General features: G+C 39.0%; 17 protein-coding genes. 2 read left to right on the forward strand and 15 right to left on the reverse strand.

Translation table 11 applies throughout. The features are described from left to right. The first annotated feature begins 27 nt into the window (after positions 1 to 27). Positions 28 to 1,545: a glutamate--cysteine ligase gene (gene gshA, locus ACTS4L_RS01630; RefSeq protein ID WP_440616995.1), complete on the forward strand. Its 1,518-nt coding sequence runs from the start codon at positions 28 to 30 to the stop codon at positions 1,543 to 1,545. 18 nt (positions 1,546 to 1,563) lie between these two features. Here gshA and ACTS4L_RS01635 read toward each other — a convergent pair whose 3' ends face one another. From ACTS4L_RS01635 to ACTS4L_RS01700, 14 genes are all read right to left on the reverse strand, one after another. After that, entirely contained in the window at positions 1,564 to 2,346 is a 783-nt protein-coding gene (locus ACTS4L_RS01635; RefSeq protein ID WP_440617027.1) for an ABC transporter ATP-binding protein, read from the reverse strand. A 1-nt stretch (position 2,347) separates the two neighbouring features. Next, entirely contained in the window at positions 2,348 to 3,391 is a 1,044-nt protein-coding gene (locus ACTS4L_RS01640; RefSeq protein WP_440616994.1) for a FecCD family ABC transporter permease, read from the reverse strand. Between the two features lie 12 nt (positions 3,392 to 3,403). Then, entirely contained in the window at positions 3,404 to 4,267 is an 864-nt protein-coding gene (locus ACTS4L_RS01645; protein ID WP_440616992.1) for an ABC transporter substrate-binding protein, read from the reverse strand. Then, positions 4,260 to 4,946: a TonB family protein gene (locus ACTS4L_RS01650; protein ID WP_440616990.1), complete on the reverse strand. Its 687-nt coding sequence runs from the start codon at positions 4,944 to 4,946 to the stop codon at positions 4,260 to 4,262. Before ACTS4L_RS01650 ends, ACTS4L_RS01645 begins: the two co-directional genes overlap by 8 nt. A gap of 10 nt (positions 4,947 to 4,956) precedes the next feature. Next, positions 4,957 to 7,041: a TonB-dependent receptor domain-containing protein gene (locus ACTS4L_RS01655; RefSeq protein ID WP_440616989.1), complete on the reverse strand. Its 2,085-nt coding sequence runs from the start codon at positions 7,039 to 7,041 to the stop codon at positions 4,957 to 4,959. A gap of 190 nt (positions 7,042 to 7,231) precedes the next feature. Further along, positions 7,232 to 7,645: a biopolymer transporter ExbD gene (locus ACTS4L_RS01660; RefSeq protein ID WP_440616988.1), complete on the reverse strand. Its 414-nt coding sequence runs from the start codon at positions 7,643 to 7,645 to the stop codon at positions 7,232 to 7,234. Then, the gene (locus tag ACTS4L_RS01665) at positions 7,642 to 8,403 is read right to left on the reverse strand and encodes a MotA/TolQ/ExbB proton channel family protein (protein ID WP_440651642.1); all 762 of its coding nucleotides are present in this window, start codon (positions 8,401 to 8,403) and stop codon (positions 7,642 to 7,644) included. Before ACTS4L_RS01665 ends, ACTS4L_RS01660 begins: the two co-directional genes overlap by 4 nt. Positions 8,404 to 8,408: 5 nt before the next feature. Continuing rightward, positions 8,409 to 9,173: a HugZ family protein gene (locus ACTS4L_RS01670; protein WP_440617291.1), complete on the reverse strand. Its 765-nt coding sequence runs from the start codon at positions 9,171 to 9,173 to the stop codon at positions 8,409 to 8,411. 325 nt (positions 9,174 to 9,498) lie between these two features. After that, the gene (locus ACTS4L_RS01675) at positions 9,499 to 10,266 is read right to left on the reverse strand and encodes an acetolactate decarboxylase (protein ID WP_440617290.1); all 768 of its coding nucleotides are present in this window, start codon (positions 10,264 to 10,266) and stop codon (positions 9,499 to 9,501) included. Between the two features lie 25 nt (positions 10,267 to 10,291). Next, the gene (locus ACTS4L_RS01680; RefSeq protein ID WP_440617288.1) at positions 10,292 to 11,143 is read right to left on the reverse strand and encodes an isoaspartyl peptidase/L-asparaginase; all 852 of its coding nucleotides are present in this window, start codon (positions 11,141 to 11,143) and stop codon (positions 10,292 to 10,294) included. 20 nt (positions 11,144 to 11,163) lie between these two features. Beyond that, on the reverse strand, positions 11,164 to 11,985 hold the full coding sequence (locus ACTS4L_RS01685; protein WP_440617287.1) for a cyanophycinase: 822 nt from the start codon (positions 11,983 to 11,985) through the stop codon (positions 11,164 to 11,166). Between the two features lie 121 nt (positions 11,986 to 12,106). Further along, positions 12,107 to 13,810, reverse strand: a complete 1,704-nt coding sequence (locus tag ACTS4L_RS01690) for a Mur ligase family protein (protein WP_440617285.1) — start codon at positions 13,808 to 13,810, stop codon at positions 12,107 to 12,109. A gap of 9 nt (positions 13,811 to 13,819) precedes the next feature. Then, positions 13,820 to 16,633 carry a cyanophycin synthetase gene (gene cphA, locus ACTS4L_RS01695; RefSeq protein ID WP_440617284.1) on the reverse strand — a complete coding sequence of 938 codons (2,814 nt, stop codon included), beginning with the start codon at positions 16,631 to 16,633 and terminating at the stop codon, positions 13,820 to 13,822. 129 nt (positions 16,634 to 16,762) lie between these two features. Next, a complete protein-coding gene (locus ACTS4L_RS01700; RefSeq protein WP_440617283.1) occupies positions 16,763 to 18,127 on the reverse strand; it encodes an L-serine ammonia-lyase in 1,365 nt (454 codons plus the stop codon). 116 nt (positions 18,128 to 18,243) lie between these two features. Here ACTS4L_RS01700 and asd point away from each other — a divergent pair, with 116 nt between their 5' ends. Then, positions 18,244 to 19,089, forward strand: a complete 846-nt coding sequence (gene asd, locus ACTS4L_RS01705) for an archaetidylserine decarboxylase (protein WP_440617282.1) — start codon at positions 18,244 to 18,246, stop codon at positions 19,087 to 19,089. A 72-nt stretch (positions 19,090 to 19,161) separates the two neighbouring features. On the opposite strand, the gene ACTS4L_RS01710 is transcribed toward asd, so the two are convergent. Next, complete coding sequence (locus tag ACTS4L_RS01710; protein ID WP_440617280.1) at positions 19,162 to 21,216, reverse strand: prolyl oligopeptidase family serine peptidase; 2,055 nt, start codon at positions 21,214 to 21,216, stop codon at positions 19,162 to 19,164. Positions 21,217 to 21,322 lie beyond the last annotated feature (106 nt).

The following is a 21,322-nucleotide window of genomic DNA, read 5'->3' on the forward strand; positions in this document are numbered from 1 at the left end:
GGAAGTTTCCACTTAGCTAGTGACCCGATGAATCTACTTTCAAACTTAAATCAATATCAGCATAAGCGCGGTATTGAACGCGAGACATTACGTGTATTATGCTCAGGCAAAACAGCGGCCTCAGATCACCCTAAAGCTCTTGGCTCAAAGCTTACCAATAGCAACATCACTGTTGACTTCTCAGAAGGCTTACTTGAACTTATCACCGAGCCGTATGACTCTATTGATCAGACATTCACGCGCTTAGAACATATCTTGGCTTTTGCCACGCAAAACTTAGCAAAAAATGAGTTAATTTTGGCGACCAGTATGCCATTAACAACCACAGAACAAGAGATTAAAATTGCTAATTTTGGCAGCTCTAATTCGGGTAAAATGAAAGAAGTTTATCGTCGAGGACTTGCTAAGCGTTATGGTAAAATCATGCAGGCAATTTCAGGTATACATTATAATTTCTCATATAATGTTAATCTTATGCATGAACTCACTCAAACACGAAAAATGACCAGTGACGCGCTCTACTTCTCAGCGATTAATCATTACTTTGAGTTTATGTGGTTGATACCCTACTTATTTGGCGCCTCGCCCATTTGTGCTAAAACTTCTGTGAAGCACAAACCCGACTACCTTACATCATTTGATGATGAATTTTATATTGGAGAGTATGCTACGAGTCTCAGAATGAGTAATTTAGGTTATCAAAGTGCAGCACAAGATAACCTATTTATCTCCTATGAAAACGTGCAAAATTATGTCTATGACTTAGTCAATGCCACTAAAGCCCCTTACCCCGCATTTGAGCGTATTGGTTTATTTGATGATAATGATTTGCGTCAACAGCTTAATAGCAGCATTCTACAGATTGAAAATGAATATTACAGTAGCATTCGACCTAAGCAGATTGCTAAGCGCTGTGAACGCCCAGCTTGCGCGTTGCTTAATCGCGGCGTGGCTTATCTTGAGGTTCGTGTATTGGATGTTAATCCATTCTCGCCACTTGGCATTGATAAAGAAACAGCACATTTTATTGAGGCTTTATTAATGACCTGTTTGATGCTGCCAACCAAGCATTATTCAAAAAACAATATCGCACGCAACAAACTAAACTTCTCACAGGTTGTGACACAAGGGCGTAACCCTCAATTGCAATTGATTAATAGTCAAGATAAACCACAGTTACTACAAATTTTGGGAATAGAACTGCTTGAAACCATTGCGCACACTGCAAAAAACATGGGTGAGCAATATGAACAAGCTGTTAATAAACAGCTCAAAAAATTAACTGATCCAACAAAAACGCTTTCTGGTCAGTTTATGGATGCCATTAAAAATGGTTATTTGGATAAAGTACTTAATTTATCCGCATCAAATACAGAGCATTTGCAAAAACTCAGATTAGATGACAAAGAGCGCGAAGTACTTGTGCATGAAGCACAAGCTTCACTCACCGCACAATCAAAACTTGAAGAAGGCGATTGCTGCGATCTTAATACCTATATTGATCACTACTATCTATCTGTAGATTGCTCGCAAGTAGCCAAGTAACTGAATAACTCCAGTAAATTAAGCAAGCACAATGACTTTCTTATTATTTTGAGGTCGATGAATAATATCCGCTTCAACTTGGAATGCCGTATAAATATGCTCGAGCGTTAATACCTTTTCCGTTTGATCAAAGCCTAACATTTGCCCATTTTTCAAAAGAAGGCTTTGATGATAGTAACTAAGTGCAATATTTAAATCATGCCCAATCACAAGCACTGCCAAATCATGTTGCTGCACAAGCTCACTTAAAATCTGCAAGGTTTGACGCTGATAGTAAACGTCCATATGTGCGCTATATTCATCTAATAGCAAATACCCTTGATAACTGTCATCATGTTGGTTTAACTGCAGTAATGCGCGCGCTAATTGTACACGTTGGCGCTCACCACCGGATAATTGCTGATATTTCTTTTGACTAAAATGCTCAGCTTTTAATAAGGACAAAGCACACAAAGCTTTTTGATACTCTGTTTGTGAAAAGTTACCTTTGCAATAAGACAGTGCGCCTAAGAGCACATAGTCAATGACGTTAATATCTGTATAAATTTCCTCGTGTTGGGTGACATAAGCCATTTGCATGCTTTTTGTCACTGGGCAGATCGCTTTTATATCGTTTTCATCTAATTTCACCTGTCCAGTATAATGTAAATGCTCGCCTGAAATCACTTTCATCAATGTCGATTTACCGGCGCCATTTGCACCCAAAATACCGGTGATTTTCCCTTTCCTAACTGTCATTGAAACATTATTAAGCAAGATCTTTTGCGACAACTGTAAACTAATATTCTCAAGCGTTATCATCTTAGACACCCCGCTGCAATTTTTGACTAAACAACAAATAAACAAAATAAGGCGCACCAATTAATGCTGTCATTAAACCGATGGGTAACTCAGCAGGTGCTAATACCACTCTTGCAACAACATCAGCAACAGTGAGTAATAACCCACCAAAGATACATGAGAAAAGCAGCAAATGACGATGCTGATTTCCTATAAGAAAGCGGATAATGTGTGGCACAACTAAGCCAATAAAAGCCACAGGACCTGCAACTGCGGTGCTTGCGCCAACAAGTAAAGCAATGGCAATAATGCTTTTTAGTTTTTGCCGATGAATATTAACACCAAGCATCCGCGCATACTGCTCACCGGCGATCATTGCATTAAGATATTTTGCAGTATTCATTAACAACAAAAATGCTATAAGAATGCATGGTAATAAAAACAACACCTGCCCCCAGGTGATATTAGCAAAACTACCCATACTCCAAAAAGTAATACTTCTTAAAACACTATCGTTTGATAGATACGTCATCACACCAATCAATGCACCACACAATGCATTAATCGCAACCCCTGCCAACACCAATATACCCAAATTACTGCGCCCCTTGGTAATCGATAATAAATACGTCAAAAAAGTAATTACCAAACTGCCGATAAACGCACTTAAACCTAATCCCCAGGTGATTAAAAAGCTGGTTTGCACTAAGCTTGCACTCAATAGTAAAAACAAAATAGCAAATAATGACGCACCACTGGTCATCCCTAAAAGGGCGGGATCTGCCAAAGGGTTGCGAAATAGCCCTTGCATGACAACACCGGCAACAGCCAACGCACTACCAACAACCATGGTTGCAATTAAACGCGGCAATCTAAGCTCTAATGCCACTTTTTGCATAAAACTGCCATCAACAAATAACTGTGAAAGCTGCAAATTTAATGCGCCAAATAAAAGCGATAATAAACAAGCAGCAATTAACAAAACCATAAACACGCAAAACCAAAAACAGTATTTCTGGCGTTGTAAGGTAAATAAAGATTTAGCAGCTATATTATGTGTTTGCATTTTGTTCTCTTTTTATAAATAAACCTTCTGCGCTAGCAACAGTTCAGTCTCTCCAAACTCAGCACCAAAATTATCAATGCGTGATGCGTCAACTGTCACAATTTTGGTATGATACTTTTCATGCAGATAGTCTAAAACCTGAGGATAAGGCTTAGTCATATTTGCAGAAGACTGCGCAATAACAATCACCTGTGGCTTCAAACTCATCAGTCCTTCTTTTGACAATGGGCGCATGCCATTAAATGATAAAATATTATGCGCTTTAATTAACTGCAACCAACGATCTGATTGAGTATCCTTGCCAAGCATGTAAGCACCATTGGCAGAAATTTGCAAAAGCATCAATACTTGTTTTGGCTTGCCATTGCTATTTTTAGCATATGCATTGATAATCTTACCGACTTTTTTAGTTTGTGTCTGCAGCGTTGTGATTAACTGTAACCCCTCTTTTTGCATACCTAGCTTACTGGCAATTTCTTTAATATTGTTTTCAATATCACTTAAACTTTTGACTTCAGTCAATAGCATTGTTTCTACGTCAAACGTCTGTAAACGTGTTAACACGGATAAGGGTGAAATAGAGGCATCCGCAATCACAATATTTGGCTTTACACTCAATAAGCTTTCAATCGTCAATGCACGCATATAGCCCACATCCTTTACTTGCTTATTTTTCTTATTTTTCTTATTTTGCTTATTTTCTGCTTTCTCTAGCAATTTAACGCTCTCAGTATCACTTGCCGCCACATCAACACCTAACGCACTAACAATTGAGCTCGAACTTGGCCCAAGTGTAACCACGGTTTGTGCCAAGGATAAACTCATGCACCCCATTAACATCACAACTGACATGATAAACATCATAATTTTACGCACTTTTTTGCTCCTGTAAGTTAAATGAAATAACTTGCACCACACTTGCAGTTACTGGCGTTTTGCCACTTTGTGCAGGCTTAAAATGCAACTGCTTAAACCATGCAATTGCCGCCTGATCTAACACACTAAAGCCACTAGATTGAATAATTTTGACATTGGCAACCTGTCCTTGTGCATCAATAACCGCCTTAACTTTAACCTTGCCCTCTTCATTATTTTTAATCGCTGAGCTGGGATAAGTTAATTGAGGCGGGGTAAACGCCAAATTTGGCGCTTGTGTGATTTTGGCAACGGCTTGCTGCTTTTTAACATTTTGCCTTGGTATTTCTTTTACTTTTTTTATTTCTTTGGTTTGAGTTTTCACGGTGCTCTTATGAACTTCAACTTTATGCTCTTTTGGCTTGACGACCTTTTGTGGCTTTTTCTCTTTTTCCTCTTTTTTCTTCACAGCAACATTGGCAGTTTTTAAGTCTTTAGCAACCGGTGTAGTGCTTGAAGCTGCTGTGGTTTCTGTGAACTGTAAAGCCTGCATTAAAGACTCAACGGTCTGCGCCCTTAAATCAGTTTGCCCCAAACGCCACGTTGTTTTTGGTGTACTGTTTAATGCTGCCCAAATTGAGAAATTAATCGCAATAGATCCCGTAATGGCAATAGCAATTTTAAACACTCTTAGCAACATTCAGTCTCACCTAAAAACGATAGTTCAGCTGTAAATAGATACTTCGCCCCATAGATGGCATCAACGTGCTACCATCATAATCCTGATAATACTGATCAAATAGATTATCAACCCCTGCACTCATTGTGAAACCTTTAACAAAGCTTGGCTGCCATTGATATGCCAAGCTTAAAAGCGCGTATCCTGGGACTTTAGGCGTATTATTTGGCACATGGTTTTGCGCAAGCGCATAATCAAATCGTGTTTGTACCGTACTATCAATAACTCTAATCGGCACAGCGAATGCCACCATCCCTTTGGCTCTAGGGATAGGTAAGGCACTACCCGCAGGAATGGTATTGCCATCTTCATTACGATATGCCGATTTTGTTTTCCCACGCGTATAGGTAAAGTTCGTCATTACTTCAAACCAATGATTTTGGTATTGTGCAGAGACGTTATAACCATATAGTTGCGCTTTGGAAATATTAATATTTTGATTTACAGCAGTATAAGATGGAGGACCATCATTTGAAACATTACTATTTAAAATATAATCATTCACATCATTTAAGAAAACATTTCCTGCAACACGCATTTTCTGTTTATCTGGCAAATTTTGATCGTAGATAAAACCAATGGTTTTGTTATGTCCTATTTCAGGTTTGAGATTTGTATTTGGTATGAATCGTAAAAACACATGGTGTGAATAAGGATGATTGCCCCCTAAATAGAGATCTTGCAATGATGGAATGCGATAGCCTTCGGTATAGCCTAGGTAAACTTTCAATGGATCAATCACCTTGTAGCTAATAGACGCTTGTTTGGTAAAGAATGAGTCATCATTATTCATATCGCCACTTGTGCTTTGGTAACCATTAAAGCGCCCACCAATAGTTACATTTAATCTTGGCAAAATATCCCAACTGTCTTGCAAGAATGCACTATAAAGCTGTTGATTTGCTGTTGGAAAATTAGAACTTGTTTTACTGCTATAACCATCATAACCATTGATATAGCTATACTCTGCACCATAATAAAGACGTTGTTTGTAAACTGTTGTGACATTCGATAACTGCATTCCCGTAGTATTGACATGCACATCTTGTGGCAAAGCAAAGCCACCACCATTATTGGTCGGTGACGAACTCAGATGATTTTCGTTGTAATATAATTTTGCTTTGACATCAACATAAGGATTATCAGGATTAAAACGATAATCCAACATGCTTTGCGTTTGGAAAAAATTAAAATTCGAGCTTGGATTCGTTGAGGAAGTTTCCTTGTTTACCGTTGCTGGATAAAGACCAATATTTTGCATTGACAAAAATGATGCTTTTAATGTTTGCGCTTTTGAAATATCCCAAACTGTTTTAAGTAAATATTGTAAATTATTACTGGCAGAATCTGGTAAGGTTTGACCATTGCCTAATCGCACATTATTACTACGCCCACCAACTATATCAACCAAATAACTGACATCACCCGTTTTAAAAGCAACGGCAGCATTGGCATCACCACTATAATCGCCTGTCGCACCACCTAATCCAACTTGTCCGCCAACAGTTTTATCTTTACCCAATAAATCACTTGGATCTAACGTTTCAAAGTTAATAGCCCCACCTAAGTTGCCATTACCATAAGCAATATTACTACCAGATTGACTCGCTGAGACCTCTTTATAAAGCGCTGAGTTTAATAACTGACGTGACTGATTATGCCCAAACGAGGCTAAATTATTATTAATACCATCAATCCCTACAAAAACGCGATCATCCGAAAAACCACCCATGCTAATACTTTGTGTGGTTGGTCGATTGCCACCAAGCATTTGCACACCAGCCATTTCATTCAGTTGCATAGCCGTTGATTGAGTTAGATTCGCACCTCTTCCTTTCTGTGTTGAAACATTAGGCAAAGCGCTACCCGCTTCAGGCGCCACATTGATTTGACTTGCTCTACTTTGCTTCTCAGGCATGCTTGGCAAGGCCTTCTTAACAGCAACCACCTGAATTTCACCTAAATCTACCGCTTGCGTATTTGCTGATTCCTCACTTGCATACATAAGCTGAGCAATGCCTGTTAACACAAGCACACTTAATAATTTTGTTTTCATTTTTAACACTCTCTCCCAAGTTATTGGTGATATCTGAATTTTCATCTGCAAGCTGTTCCTGCTCCCTGAGCGTCAGTTGAAGAGTCTATCTAAAAAATCACACTCATAAAGGCTTCAACTCACACTCAGCCAACGCTTACGCAATACTAATGCACAAAAGTAATGTCATAACTAAATTTGATTGTCATTGCTAATGATTAACTTGTATATCTGCTGCAGTTAAACCTGTTTCTTTTAGCACAGCAAACACCTGTAGCATCGTTTGTAACGGAATGTTTTTATCCGCTGCCAAGGTAATTTGTGACATTGATGTCATATTTTTTTGTGATAATAAATAACTTTTAAGCGCATCAATACTCGTAAAATGCTCACCATTGATCACATAATCATGCGCCTTTAAATAAAGCGTTGTTTGAGCAGATTTGCTCTGGGTAACACTTATCCCCTTAACATCAGGCAAAGGTAGTTTAAGCAAATGCTGAATGGGACCAGCTAATAATACAAACATAACCAAAAGCACCAACATAAAGTCTAACAATGGAATCAAATTAGGTTCATCCACCTCCAAACTATTATGCTCATGATGATTCAAACTACTGATCATAACAGAGCCTGTTCACGCAAATTAATCATATTAGTTTTATTATTTATTTTACTTACTTTACTTACTTTATTTATTTCAGTTAACTCGTTTATTTCAGCAATTTCTTTTTGTGCTTTTTGCTCTTTTTGCTCTTTTTGCTCTTTCTGATCTTGTTTACGCACTTTTTGTCGATCTAAGCTCAAAATCAACTGATTTAATGCTTCTTCTGCATTTGCTAAATAGCGTTCACTAAACTGGCGAAAACAATAAAATGCTAACAAACTCACTAAAGCTAATACAATACCAAATGCCGTGGCATACATTGCCTCAGATAAGTACATAATCATATTCTGCAAACCATTGCCACTTAAGGACTCAGCTAATGCAGCAAATGAATGACTCATGCTCCAAATCGTACCCAAAAGCCCAAGCATTGGTGAAACAACAGCAAATAAATTAAGCCAGATTAATGGACGCTGCATGCGTTGACGTTGCTTACGCATTAACAAGCAAACTTCACTTTCAGCAAGCTCTTTAGGCTCAGTGATCAACGGCGAAATATATCTTAATATGGGCTTAGCCAATGCATTTAGTCTTACGTTAAGACTTTTTTTATCATCACGATTAACCGCATTAATCAAACATTCTACCTTACCTAAATTAAGCTTCGGTAGACTGATAAAAGTAATTACTCGCTCAATACAAATCGCAACAATCAAAAAACTCACCGCCAACATAGCGTAGCTGACTAAACCAAATTGACTAAAGAAATGACCCATAATATCTAAACTGCCTTTTCCATTAATGCTTCTTCGTTACTAGCTATTTGCTGTCTTGCCTTTTTTGACATCGCCGCAAGTACCGCTCTTAACATCGAGAGATTTGTCACATCATGATCAAATGGAATATAGTGATTTTTATATTTACTCTGCAACCACATCCCTTCTTGATCAAAGTAGATCATCTCAAGCGAGCTATCTTCTGTTAATGCAATACCCGCACATTGACAATAAAGTGACAATGCATCTTTATGATCTTCATTCATATGATTAATAGCACCATTAATCTCGTCATCTTTAAATACCTGCTCAATACAGAAATTCTCTTTGCTAACCCAATTAATATCACCAAAGCCACCGATAAAGCGTACTTTCTCAATATGCAATTTATAGAAATGAAAATCATGGGTTTTATCTTGATAGTCTTTTGATTCTGGGAAGAAACGTGTGTAAATACTTGCCGCCCTTTCTTCATCTTCCAAACGATTTAATCGCCCTAAAATGGTGACACGTCCTGCCTGCTGAATATCTTCTTTTTCATCTTCAATAATCGTTAATGACACTTTGTCATCTTTGGCAACATTGCGTGTATGCTGAGCAAGCTTACTAATATAAACAAGCACCTCACCATCAGTATCAAATGCATACGCTACCAATGAGCCAAAAGGATAGCCCGGCATTGCTACAGATTGTGTTGCTAATACACCATATAGCTTTTGTTTGGTTAATTGTCTTGCTCTTAGTGCCGTTTCAATTTTATTTGTTTCCATAAAACCCCCTCTAAATTAAATGATAATTATTGTCATTTGCGATAACAAGAGTAATGATAACCACTATCAAATATAAGTCAATGATAATAAGCAAATTTTTTATATACCCATCGTAAATTATTCTGCGATGTTTGATGTCGAAGAAGTTCAATGCCAGAAATACTGCAAAATGGTTTGTGGTGAGTAAAGTGAAATACTTACTTTGCTAATCGTGCATCCAAGCTAAAGTCTAATACTTTGGCTTTTTTAACTACCTTTGCAAATCCTTTATGCAATGGGTTTATTGTACTTTTATTGAAATTATGCAACTTTGAATATTTTTAGCTTATTGTGCATTTTCAATTTTGTGTAACTGTGTTAAGTCTACTTCCTTTTCAGTGTTCTTTACATCACCAACTCTCAAGTTAATAGCGTCAATGGGCATCACTTCAACCTTGGCCTTTTCAATCTCAGCACTTAAAACATGCCCACCGCTTTTCTTGTCTTCAGCAACAAAATGCGTATGAAACCCAGGCACGCCAAATCCTTGTGTGTATTTAGGTGAGAAAAACATAATCATCGTCCCTTGTACATTATGATAACTAAAGCGATGCTCATGTTCTTTTAACCATTCAACCAATGGTGTATTTGTTGATTTATCAATTTTCTCACTTCGCGCTAAGATTTCCTTAAATGTTCCAGTTAACTTAACCGCATAAGTTAGCTGATTATTTGCTAGCTTTGTTAATAGTTGCTGCTGAAATGTAGTAAGTTCTACAGATTTATTAACGTCAAAACTGAGTTTTTTCAGTGGGTTGAAATCAACAGCCGTTAGATAAGACAGTCCACTTTCTGGTTTCATTTGTGTAAGCTTACCATCCATATTAGCCAAGTAGTACTTACCATCCAATACGATAACCTCACCTAATCCCTCACCCGCACCAAGACCAAACTCATTACCAGATGCTTTTGCAGATTTAACATTTATCACTGAATGATAATTTCCCGACATCAATGCTGTAATCGTTCCATATTGATAGAGCGGTGCACTTTTTGCAAATGCACTAGCACTTATTGTTGCTAATAATACTGTTAAACCGATTTGTTTAATCATTCCAATCTCCCTTTTAACTGATTATTTACTCATAAAACGTTTTAGCTTTCTCGCTATCATGATAAGCAAATAATGTTTGTGCAACTTGGGTTGAACCAGTAGAAATATTGCCCTGTTGATCTAATGCAATCAAACCCACATAATCATCCAAAGCATCACTTTCTTTAATACTTTTAGCAACGGCTTCATTTAAAGGCATACCATCTTTAACACGAGTATGTACTTTTGCTGCAACGGCTTGATTAACAATATGCTCACCAATACCAGTGCATGATATCCCCATAAGGCTTGATGCATAGTTACCAGCAACGGTTGGACTATCCCCCACGCGCCCTGACACCTCAAATCCAGCGCCTCCGGTTGAGGTTAAAGCAGCAATGTTACCGGCATTATCTAATACAACCACACCAATAGTTCCTGTTAAGCCTTTCTTAAGCTCAAGGTATTCTTGATAACGATGTTCGGTAATGGGATTATATTCTGGCATTTTTAATGTCTCATGTGCAAAACGCGTTGCCTCATTGGCTGCGCGCACACTGTGATGTTCATTTAAAAGTGCCAAAGCCACTTCACTGGGATATTGGATATTTTGAATATTAATTACGCCTGCAAATTTGGCTTTTGCACCATCCATAATCGAAGCTGACATCCTTACCTGTCCATCTTGCTGCAAACGTGATCCCGTACCGGCATTAAATAGTGGATCATCCTCTAATAATTTCGCTGCAAAAACAGCAGTCTTTAACGCATCATCATAGGTCGTAAGAAAGGCATAGGCTTCCTCAACAATCGTTAATAGATGTACGTGATATTGGCTAAACTGAGTATTTTTATCCTCTCTGGCACCACATCCGCCATGAATAATAATTTTTTGCATTCCCAACCACGTCCTTACGATTAATTAACAACCTCAACTTCATGCGCATTTGTATCGTATTTACTGCCTTCAAGTAAGAGATGCATGCGAATGCCAACCAAACTAATGGGATCATCATCGCGCGCGTGCGGCATCGATGAATGCTCAATATGTGACATATCAATAATCGTTAATGCGCCACTGCCGACAACCTCAATTACGCCATCATCAGCGAGAAAGGCGCCTGTGTCTTCATCGATACCAACACCGGTTACAAAGGGATTATAAGACAATGCCGTTAATAAACGTCCCAAACGATCTCGTTGCGAGAAATGTTGATCAACGAGTATTTTATTGGTCAAGCCTAAGCCTGGCGCCATATTGACCATATTGTAGCGTGGCATAAAACCCGTAGCACCTCCAACAATCATATGCTCAGAGATAAAAGCCGCTCCTGCCGAGGTGCCTGCCACATGCACACCCTTGGCATTACAGCGACGAATCATTTGTGCCACTTTAGTGCCACCAAGCACGGTTGACAATAGTAGCTGATTACCACCGGTCATAAAGATACCGCTTGCTTTTTCAAGGTGTGCCAAATAATCCTTATTCTCGGTATCAGCACGCGCTTGAATCTCAAGGCTTACCGCATTTTTAACACCTAGCGACTTAAAAATTTTGACATATTCGCTGCCGGTATCTGACAACTTAGATGCCGTTGGAATAATAACAATATAGGCATCTTTATTGCCTGCTAGTTCAACAAATCGCTGCAGAACCTTGGGTGAAACCAATTTATCTTCACGTCCACCAATTGGGATAATATATCCTCTTTTAATACCTGAAACTGTTGGTGCGGGCATGCTCACTCCTTTTTTTTCCTAAATGTCTAACATCTTACGCTTCGATATATACCCTCTACTATTACAAAGTAAAGGAGTTATTACTGTGGCGTTAGAAATTAGTAATATATTCATCAAACCGTCAATTACAATATGTCTTCACTAGAGCACCAATCTCAGCAATATGATCATGACAACACAGCACGCACACATCACCTTGTTGTAATTGCGGCAGTACCGACTTTGCTCCGGATAATTCATCTTCAACTAAACGTATTGTATCTTTTTCCTGACCGAAACGAACTAATGATGCTGCAATTTGCATAGGAATTTCTCCCTCATTGGCGCCACGCAAATATTTCTTAAGTTCTTTGATCACAATCTCATGTGGCTTATACTTAGCAATGATTTTTGAGCTCGCATCAATCAAATTGATTCTGTCACCCGTTGTTCCAAATAACAAACTAAGCTTTCCTTCTTTTGTTTGATACGCTTGAGCCAAGGACAAAATCGCCTCAAATCCTGCTGGGTTATGCGCAAAATCAATAATAACTTTAGCCCCCGACTTCAATGTGTAAATATTAGCGCGCCCCTGATTTTCTTTATCTGTATTCTGATAAACACATAACGCAGCTATTATTTTTTCAAAAGAAATGCCTAAACAAAAAGCCAAGGCTATCGCATGCAAAGTATTTTCAATATTATGTTTTGCATGACCATTCATCGTCAGCGGCACATCATTGAGCCTAACTAAGGATTTTGCTTTGCCTTGGTGCCACCAAATAAAACTATTCTCTGCAACATAACAGGCATAATCATTTGCGGTTAACTGATTTAATATCTTAGATGTGATTTCTGATTGACTGACAATAATTTTGGGTGCTGATAGCTCGACAACTAGTTGCTGTAAAAGTAAATCATCAAGATTAATAATTGCAAAACTGTTTTCTTTGGCTAACGCACGATAAACAATGCATTTGGCATCAAATAAATCATTTAAAGTTTCAACACCATCCTCACCCATATGATCATAAGAGATATTGGTTACCGTCGCAGCCGAGACTTGTGTTTCTATCAAGCCACGCTTTAATAATCCGCCGCGCGCTGATTCCAAAATAGCTACCTCAACACTCGGATTCGTCAGTACAAATTGGTGCCCCGTGGGTCCTGAATAATCGCCTCGATCAAGAATTTCACCATTAATAGCAACCCAATCTGTTGAAGCGTAACCACTTATTTTACCGGCATGCTGACAAATAAAATTCGTCAAACGTACCGTCGTCGTTTTACCATTGGTTCCAGTAACTATCACCTGTGGAATATCATAAATTTCCTGCCATGGTAGCGATAAATAATCATCTGTTAATAGTGATAACTTATAGCGACCAATACCTGAGCCAACATAAGCGTGATCTTTTTCTCTAAAGATATTCAAACCGTGCGACTTGGCATTAGCGTACAAAATACGATACGCAAGATTTTGCTCTTCTTGAATTGCGTCAAGTAAATTTGCCTTTTGCGATTCATCCAATGCCAAAACTTTATGATTTGAGAGTTCATAACATGCTGCTTGCCATGTGTAATCAATAACATCACAACTGGCAAGCAAGATATCACAGGGTGCGGTAAACGCTAAACGCAAACCCTCGCTATATATCTTATGCGCTAGCTTATATTCACTAAGCCCAAGTAAAGGTAGCAGCCGTTCACAGTTAGTTTGCCATATTTTAACAAGTTCTTCTTGCTCGGTTTTAAGCGGAACATCTAGTACAACACCCGTTTCATTAAAAAACAAGTTAGGCCCGACTAAGCGTCTTGAGTAGCCTTCAGGAATTTCACGCATCATTACACCTACTTAATCAGCATCTTCTTCAACAGTTGCTACAAGGCGCACACCTCGTTCATCAGCGATAATACCATCTTGCATCATCTGTACAATCTCTTGTGCTAATCCATGGTTTTTACTCAGTTCAATGGTCGTATTAGATTTTATGGTCTTCGTGCTTTCAGATGCTTCACCTTCTCTGTTAAAGTGAATAATTTGCTTCCAAGTACGTTTGATATTATCCGCAAATACGACAAGAAGATCACCAACATTCGCATGCTCTAACGCATGATCAACCGCTTCTTGTTCGCTTTCAATAATCTGAATGTTATTTTCAGAAACTCCAGCTTCTAGCAATGCTTCTTTTAATTTACGTGGAATTTCACCAGATTTGCGTCCTCTTAAACCATCATCTTGCTTACAGATAAACTGATCAAAATAAGGCGCTACCGCTTTGGCAATATTGGCAATATCCTGATCTCGTCTATCCCCTGGAGCTGCAATCACGCAGGTTTTAATGCCCTTAGCATCAATCTGCTCAACCAACTTACCCATCGCTAATACGGCAGCTGGGTTATGACCATAGTCCATTAAGACCTTAAATGGATGCTCATCAAACCAGTTCATGCGTCCTGGCGCTTGATAAAACGAGGTTGTAAAGGTTCTTAGACCATTTTTGATATCATCTAGACTCATATTCATACTATAGGCAATCGCCACGGCAAACATCGCATTTTGTACATTGTGAACAGCTCGCCCTTCCATCGTTGCGGGGATTAAATGCGTCCATAATACCGGCATGTGAATATGATTATCAAAGATAGTGATCATATCTCCGTTAACACCTTTTTCAATAACAACGGCCTTACCCCCTGCACGAATATGTTCTTTGACCAAAGCATGCTCTGGATTCATAGTCACATACATAATATGCTCAGCTTGCGTGTAAGCTGATAATCTTAAGCAATGCGGATCATCAGCATTTAAAACGGCGACATCGCGAGCGGCATCTGTCACGATACGTTTAACTTCTGCTAATTCTTCTAAGGTATTAATACCTTTAAGTCCCATATGATCCTCAGCAATATTAATACAAGCACCAACATTGCAATAATCATAGCCAAGACCACTTCTTAGCAGCCCGCCACGTGCCGTTTCAAATACAGCCACATCAACATTCGGATCACGCAACACCATTTGTGCGGACTTAGGTCCTGTCATGTCTCCTGCGACACTTAATTTACCATTGACATAAACGCCATCGGTTGTGGTAAAGCCCACACATTTACCAGCGATTTTCCACATATGGGCAACCATACGCGTTGTTGTTGTTTTACCATTGGTGCCAGTAATGGCTGCAATTGGAATACGTGCACGCTCTGTATCAGGAAATAACATATCCATCACCGCCCCTGCCACATCGCGAGGATAGCCTTCACTTGGTGATACATGCATTCTAAAGCCGGGTGCTGCATTAACCTCACAAATCCCACCACCGACTTCTTGATATGATTGGGTAATATCAGGAGATAAGAAATCAACGCCACCAACATCCAAACCAATGGCAGTAACTGCGCGCTCTGCCATCTCGCGATTATCCGGATGCACCACATCGGTTAAATCAATCGCCGTACCACCAGTTGAGAGATTCGCCGTTTTACGCAAATAACAAATCTCACCACTGGCTAAAATACTCTCTGGCGTGAATCCGGCTTTTTCTAAAAGTGTTAGCGCTTGATGATCAAGCTCAAGACGTGTTAATACCTTTTCGTGCCCGACACCACGCCTTGGGTCTTCATTGACAATATCAATAAGCTCAGCAATCGTATGCTTACCGTCACCAACAACATGTCCAGGTACGCGCTTTGCTACCGCCACTAATTTGCCATTGACTACTAGCATACGATGATCAAAACCTTCGATGTATTGCTCTAAAATAACCCAACGGCCATGCTCTTTTGCCACTGCAAATGCTTGTTTCAAACTTTCATCACTTTGAATATTAATGCTTATGCCACGACCATGGTTACCATTTAATGGTTTAACCACTAGTGGATAACCTAAGTGGCGGGCAACCGATAATGCATCACTTTCATAGCGCACACTGCGTTGTTTTGGCACAGGGAGCCCCAAACCATTTAAAATCGTATTAGTTTGCTCTTTATCACATGATATCTCAACAGCAATATGTTTGGTTTCACCGGTAATCGTCGCTTGAATACGGTTTTGATACTTGCCATGACCAAACTGCACCAAAGAATGTTCATTTAATCGAATATATGGGATGTCGCGCTTTGTTGCTGCTTCCACTAATGATCCAGTACTTGGGCCAAACTCTTTACTTTGGGCAAACTTAATAAAGCGAATCCTCTCATTTTCAAAGTCAAAATCTTTAAGATCGACATTAAGCGCTTGTTGTAGCTCTTGAGGTAAAAGCGAGATCAATAAATCACGCGCTAAGAAGCTCGCCTGCAAACCAACATCTTTTTGCTTATACTCAAACACCATATTGTATTGTCTTGGCTCACCGGTACTACGTGTTTTACCAAAGCTTACATTGCTACCCGCAACATCCTGAAGTTCAATCGCGACATGTTCCCAAATATGCCCCAACCATGTGCCTTCATCCTCACGCATGCGCCTTATAAAGCCACCTGCTTCACGATAGGAACAACCATGTTCTTTCAGTCCTGGAAGCGCTTCAACTAAGGCATCAATAAAATCAGCACCAAGCTTTGCCGATGGCCACTCTTCTAGTATACCTAAATCAATTACATGCCTAATAACTGGAAAGTTGGCATAGATATTTGGTCCAATATAGACATTTGTCGATAGTATTTGCATGATATTCTCCCTATATGTAATTTTTCTCCAAAGATATTAACTGTTAGAATAAACAAAGTTAAACCCTTTGTATAGCAGACATTGACGCTTCCTATGTCAGAATTTTTGTATTTTGAATTTTTTATATCACTAACATGCGGGCAAATTCACAGCTAAGCCACCTAATGATGTTTCTTTATATTTGGTTGACATATCTTTACCGGTTTCTTTCATTGTCTGAATCACTTGATCTAAGCTCACATGATGCTCACCATCGCCAAGTAGCGAAAGCTTAGCGGCATTAACCGCTTGTACCGCACCCATGGCATTGCGTTCAATGCACGGGATTTGCACCAAACCACCAATCGGATCACAGGTTAAGCCTAAATTATGCTCCATTCCCATCTCTGCGGCATTTTCGACTTGCTCAACACTACCTCCTAGAATCGCGCAAAGTCCTGCTGCCGCCATAGAGCATGCTACACCCACTTCACCTTGACAACCTACTTCAGCCGCTGATATTGAAGCACCTTTTTTAAATAAAACACCAATCGCTGCCGTCGTTAATAAATAATCCATAATCTCTTTTTTAGTGGTAAAGGGGTGGCTTAATATATGATGTTTTAATACTGCAGGAATAACACCTGCTGCACCATTGGTAGGCGCTGTGACCACCTTGCCGCCGGCGGCATTTTCTTCATTAACAGCAATGGCAAAAACATTGAGCCAATTAAGATCTTTAACATCTAAACGCGATTCTTCTAAACGCTTTTTAAGTTTATACGCACGACGTTTAACCTTAAGCCCACCGGGTAGCTCACCATCTGTTTGCAATCCTTTCTCAATGGACTGATCCATCACCTGCCAGATTGCCAACACACCCTCTTCGACTTCATTTTTATCACGTAACGCACATTCATTTGCCATCATTAAATCAGCAATACTCATCTGGTGTTTCTCACATAGATCTAACAACTCTTTAGCTGTTGCAAATGGATAGGGTACAGCATGCGCATCAACGGGAGCTGGATCATTATGACTATGCATTTCATGCTCATCTAAGATAAAGCCGCCACCAACTGAGAAATACTTTAATATACCAAGCTTTTCACCTTGCGCATTCCATAACGTAAACAACATGCCATTAGCATGCTCTGGTAGCGCCTCATTATAGTGAAATATCAAATCAGTCGTATAATCAAAATCAATCTCATAAGATCCCAATAGCTTTATTTTTTTGGTTTTAAGAATCTGATCATAACAAAGCGCTGCTTCATTAATATCAATACTAAAGGGTTCAAAGCCTGCAGATCCCAAAATACACGCATAATCTGTTTTATGCCCTTTCCCTGTAAGTGCTAATGAACCAAAAAGCTCAATCGTAAAACGCGTAGTCTCTTGCAATGCAGCTTGATGTTTTTGTAAAAATCGAAAGGCTGCGCGCATTGGACCCACTGTGTGTGATGATGAAGGTCCCACGCCAATAGAAAACAAATCAAAAATACTAATATTCATAAACTCACCCTTAAAAAAGCCCATTTACCTCTAAAAAACCTGCTCACAATAAATCAGTGGCTGGCAGATGTAAAATAATTTACAATGCCAACCAAAAATATATCGCTTAATACTGCATGTTTAAAGATACCTTATTTCTAACGCTTCAAAAAATATTACCTCAAGCCTGTTTATCACGCCTTGCTGGCAAGTTAGCTAATTGTGAAAATCCAACCATTAAAAATAAATTAATTCACCTTGCGATGAAACGTTTTAATATCGACTTAAACGATGCATTAATCGAAGATCCCACTGAGTACGCAAGCTTTAATGATTTTTTCACCCGCAGATTAAAACCTGAAGCGCGCCCTATTGACTTAAATGATAAAAGCATTATCTCACCAGCCGATGGTAAGATCACGCAAGCTGGCAAAATCACAGAAGGCAAGCTCATCCAAGCCAAGGGCAAGTATTTCCCATTAAAAGCACTTACCGCTGACACTGCAAAAGAAAACTATACTGATTTTTCAGTGATTTATTTGTCCCCTTCAGATTATCATCGCGTGCATATGCCAGTTGATGGGAAGCTCACACGCATGACCTATGTTCCAGGCAAATTATTCTCAGTCAATGAGTTAACTGCAGAAAATATCGATGGACTTTTTGCCAAGAATGAACGCTTAATTTGTTACTTTGATACTGCTATTGGTGAGATTGCCGTTATTTTTGTGGGTGCAATGCTCGTTGCTGGCATTGAAACAGTATGGCATAAATTAGTTGCCCCTAACTACTATAGCAAAATCACACACTTTGATTACTCTGGACAAAACTTACACTTTAATAAGGGTGATGAGATTGGTTTGTTTAATTTTGGTTCAACCATTATCACGCTTTTCCCTGATGAAAAAATCACATGGCAAACGCAGATAAACAGCAAAATTAGCATGGGTCAGGCGATTGCTAATCATGTCCCTATGTCTTAGGATAATTTTGGCAATAGTCCTAGCTATTACCTGCAATCCAACTTTGTAAAATCCTCATAAACTGCTTTGCAACTAAACACCGCAAAATGATTTACGATGGGTATAGAGGTTTTGCCTAAACCAATTTGCCGTGTCTTTCATCCCTAATAACAACTGATTAGGATCTGAAAACTCATGTCCTTGATCACGATAGATTTTTAGTGACACCTTTTTATGCGCTTGTTTTAAAGCATAATATAATTCTAATGATTGACTAAGCGGCACCTCACTATCTCTATCCCCCCCTTGAATCAATATGCTGCCGTGAACTGAACCCACATGTAAAACCGGTGATATATTTACCCAGGGTTTAGCATCTTGCCAAAAAGGCACCCCCATAAGATAAGTCAGTGTATGATAATCCGAAGTACCCTCAAGGCTAACCAAATCATTGACACCAGCACCATCAATTGCTGTTTTAAATAAATCAGAATGTTGCATTGCGACTGCCGCTAGAAATCCACCATAGCTCCAGCCCCAGATGCCAATACGTTTAGAATCAACAATCCCCTCGGCGATTAAATGCTTAACACCAAGGGTAATGTCCTCCAAGTCAATTTGACCAATTTTGCGATAATTCGACGTCATAAACGCCACACCATAGCCCGTACTACCATGCACATTCGGTCTAAAGACTATATAACCCTCTGCTGCCATACACCCCACACAAAAAGGTGTATCCAAAGTATGGGGCGAGCCAATAAAACTGCCCCACCAATGGTTAGCAGGCCCACCATGGACGGCAACAACTAGTGGATATTTTTGCCCTTTTTTATAGTTTGGTGGATACGTCAAAAAACCTTCAACATTTTCTTTACTACTACCAACCCAATGTATTATTTCTGTGTGCCCTAATGTATAGGGCAGTTTTCTTTGCGAATTAATCACTTGCGGTGAAAATTCATCTAAACGGCTGACGACGGCTTCAGGTGCTTTATTGCTACTCATTTGCATATAGCCAATAGCTGTTGCTTGATTGTTAATAACAGGGCTAACAACTGATACGTCATGGGTTAATGACACAATCTCTGATGTTTTAATATTTACCTTAACAAGACGCTTCGTTAAATGATCATCTTGCACCATCAAAAGATACTCATCTTTTTGATTCCATGCTAATAACTGAGCGCCTCCCTCAAACAAAGGCTCCAAACATCGCTGTTGATGATCATTTAAATTCAAAACACACAGCTGATTGCTGTATCTTAGAAGGTAATCTGCATATTGATAGCCTTTTGGTAATCGATTGTAAAAATAGGCGAGACTTTGACCATCATTTGATAAAACTGGTTGATCATAATAACCTTCATTTTTTGTTAAATTCATCACATGCCCTACTAAATCAACACGCTTAATCTCGCGCTTTCTTGAGCGCTCTGGCGCCAATGAATGCGCACTAACAAAGAGAATACCGCTACTATCTTTTAACCACGTCAAACGATCATTCATCACATAATCACCTGACTGGCTTAGCGCTTTAATGCTTTGAACATGCGTTTTATCTTTTGAAAGCATTAACACATAAAGTTTATTACCTGCATGCATTGTTGCTGAGTCAAGTACCGACAGATTGTCACGCTTATCCTCATGAATACTCACTGCAATCATTTGCCCATTAGGTGAGATCTGATAGCTTTCCAACCCTTGCAAAGGCATTTGCAATGGATATAACTTATTAAGTTTGATATCGTAAACACACAAGCTTAATTGATCATGTTGTTCTTTAACAAACAGTAATTTATGCGCATCTGGAAACCACGAGACACTCAATACATTAAAATTAAAAAGCTTTTGCGCGTCTATCATAGACTTAGCATTAATATGCTTGACGTAAAAAAGCTGATAACGCCACTGCCACTTACCCGTTTTTTTGTCTTTTTGACCTTTTTTCTCTATATAAACCGCTTCATGAGCATCATCTGAAAGTGACACAAAACCAAACCAAGGCTGCGATAATGATGCTTCAGCTGTTAATGGTGGCATTGATTTTTCAGTTGTTTTAGTTGTGTTAACATCAACCTTTTGTGCATACACTGCCAAAGTGCTAACGATAATCAAGCAAGCGTATAGTAAAATTTTTCTAAGCATTAAAACACTCCAATAGAATTTACGCCTTAGATTACAATATCTTGCGATACATATACAAATGTTGATACCACGAAGTTTGTAACCGTATTTAACATCCTGTTTACAA

Source organism: Cysteiniphilum sp. 19S12-1 (assembly GCF_052030685.1).
In the GTDB taxonomy this organism is placed as follows: Bacteria; Pseudomonadota; Gammaproteobacteria; order Francisellales; family Francisellaceae; genus Caedibacter.

Bases quoted from the DNA above. Each gene is read 5' to 3' on its own strand.
- gshA (WP_440616995.1), top strand. From the start codon at position 28: ATGAATCTACTTTCAAACTTAAATCAATATCAGCATAAGCGCGGTATT.
- ACTS4L_RS01635 (WP_440617027.1), bottom strand. From the start codon at position 2,346: ATGATAACGCTTGAGAATATTAGTTTACAGTTGTCGCAAAAGATCTTG.
- ACTS4L_RS01640 (WP_440616994.1), bottom strand. From the start codon at position 3,391: ATGCAAACACATAATATAGCTGCTAAATCTTTATTTACCTTACAACGC.
- ACTS4L_RS01650 (WP_440616990.1), bottom strand. From the start codon at position 4,946: ATGTTGCTAAGAGTGTTTAAAATTGCTATTGCCATTACGGGATCTATT.
- ACTS4L_RS01655 (WP_440616989.1), bottom strand. From the start codon at position 7,041: ATGAAAACAAAATTATTAAGTGTGCTTGTGTTAACAGGCATTGCTCAG.
- ACTS4L_RS01660 (WP_440616988.1), bottom strand. From the start codon at position 7,645: ATGATCAGTAGTTTGAATCATCATGAGCATAATAGTTTGGAGGTGGAT.
- ACTS4L_RS01665 (WP_440651642.1), bottom strand. From the start codon at position 8,403: ATGGGTCATTTCTTTAGTCAATTTGGTTTAGTCAGCTACGCTATGTTG.
- ACTS4L_RS01670 (WP_440617291.1), bottom strand. From the start codon at position 9,173: ATGGAAACAAATAAAATTGAAACGGCACTAAGAGCAAGACAATTAACC.
- ACTS4L_RS01675 (WP_440617290.1), bottom strand. From the start codon at position 10,266: ATGATTAAACAAATCGGTTTAACAGTATTATTAGCAACAATAAGTGCT.
- ACTS4L_RS01680 (WP_440617288.1), bottom strand. From the start codon at position 11,143: ATGCAAAAAATTATTATTCATGGCGGATGTGGTGCCAGAGAGGATAAA.
- ACTS4L_RS01685 (WP_440617287.1), bottom strand. From the start codon at position 11,985: ATGCCCGCACCAACAGTTTCAGGTATTAAAAGAGGATATATTATCCCA.
- ACTS4L_RS01690 (WP_440617285.1), bottom strand. From the start codon at position 13,810: ATGATGCGTGAAATTCCTGAAGGCTACTCAAGACGCTTAGTCGGGCCT.
- cphA (WP_440617284.1), bottom strand. From the start codon at position 16,633: ATGCAAATACTATCGACAAATGTCTATATTGGACCAAATATCTATGCC.
- ACTS4L_RS01700 (WP_440617283.1), bottom strand. From the start codon at position 18,127: ATGAATATTAGTATTTTTGATTTGTTTTCTATTGGCGTGGGACCTTCA.
- asd (WP_440617282.1), top strand. From the start codon at position 18,244: ATGTTTAAAGATACCTTATTTCTAACGCTTCAAAAAATATTACCTCAA.
- ACTS4L_RS01710 (WP_440617280.1), bottom strand. From the start codon at position 21,216: ATGCTTAGAAAAATTTTACTATACGCTTGCTTGATTATCGTTAGCACT.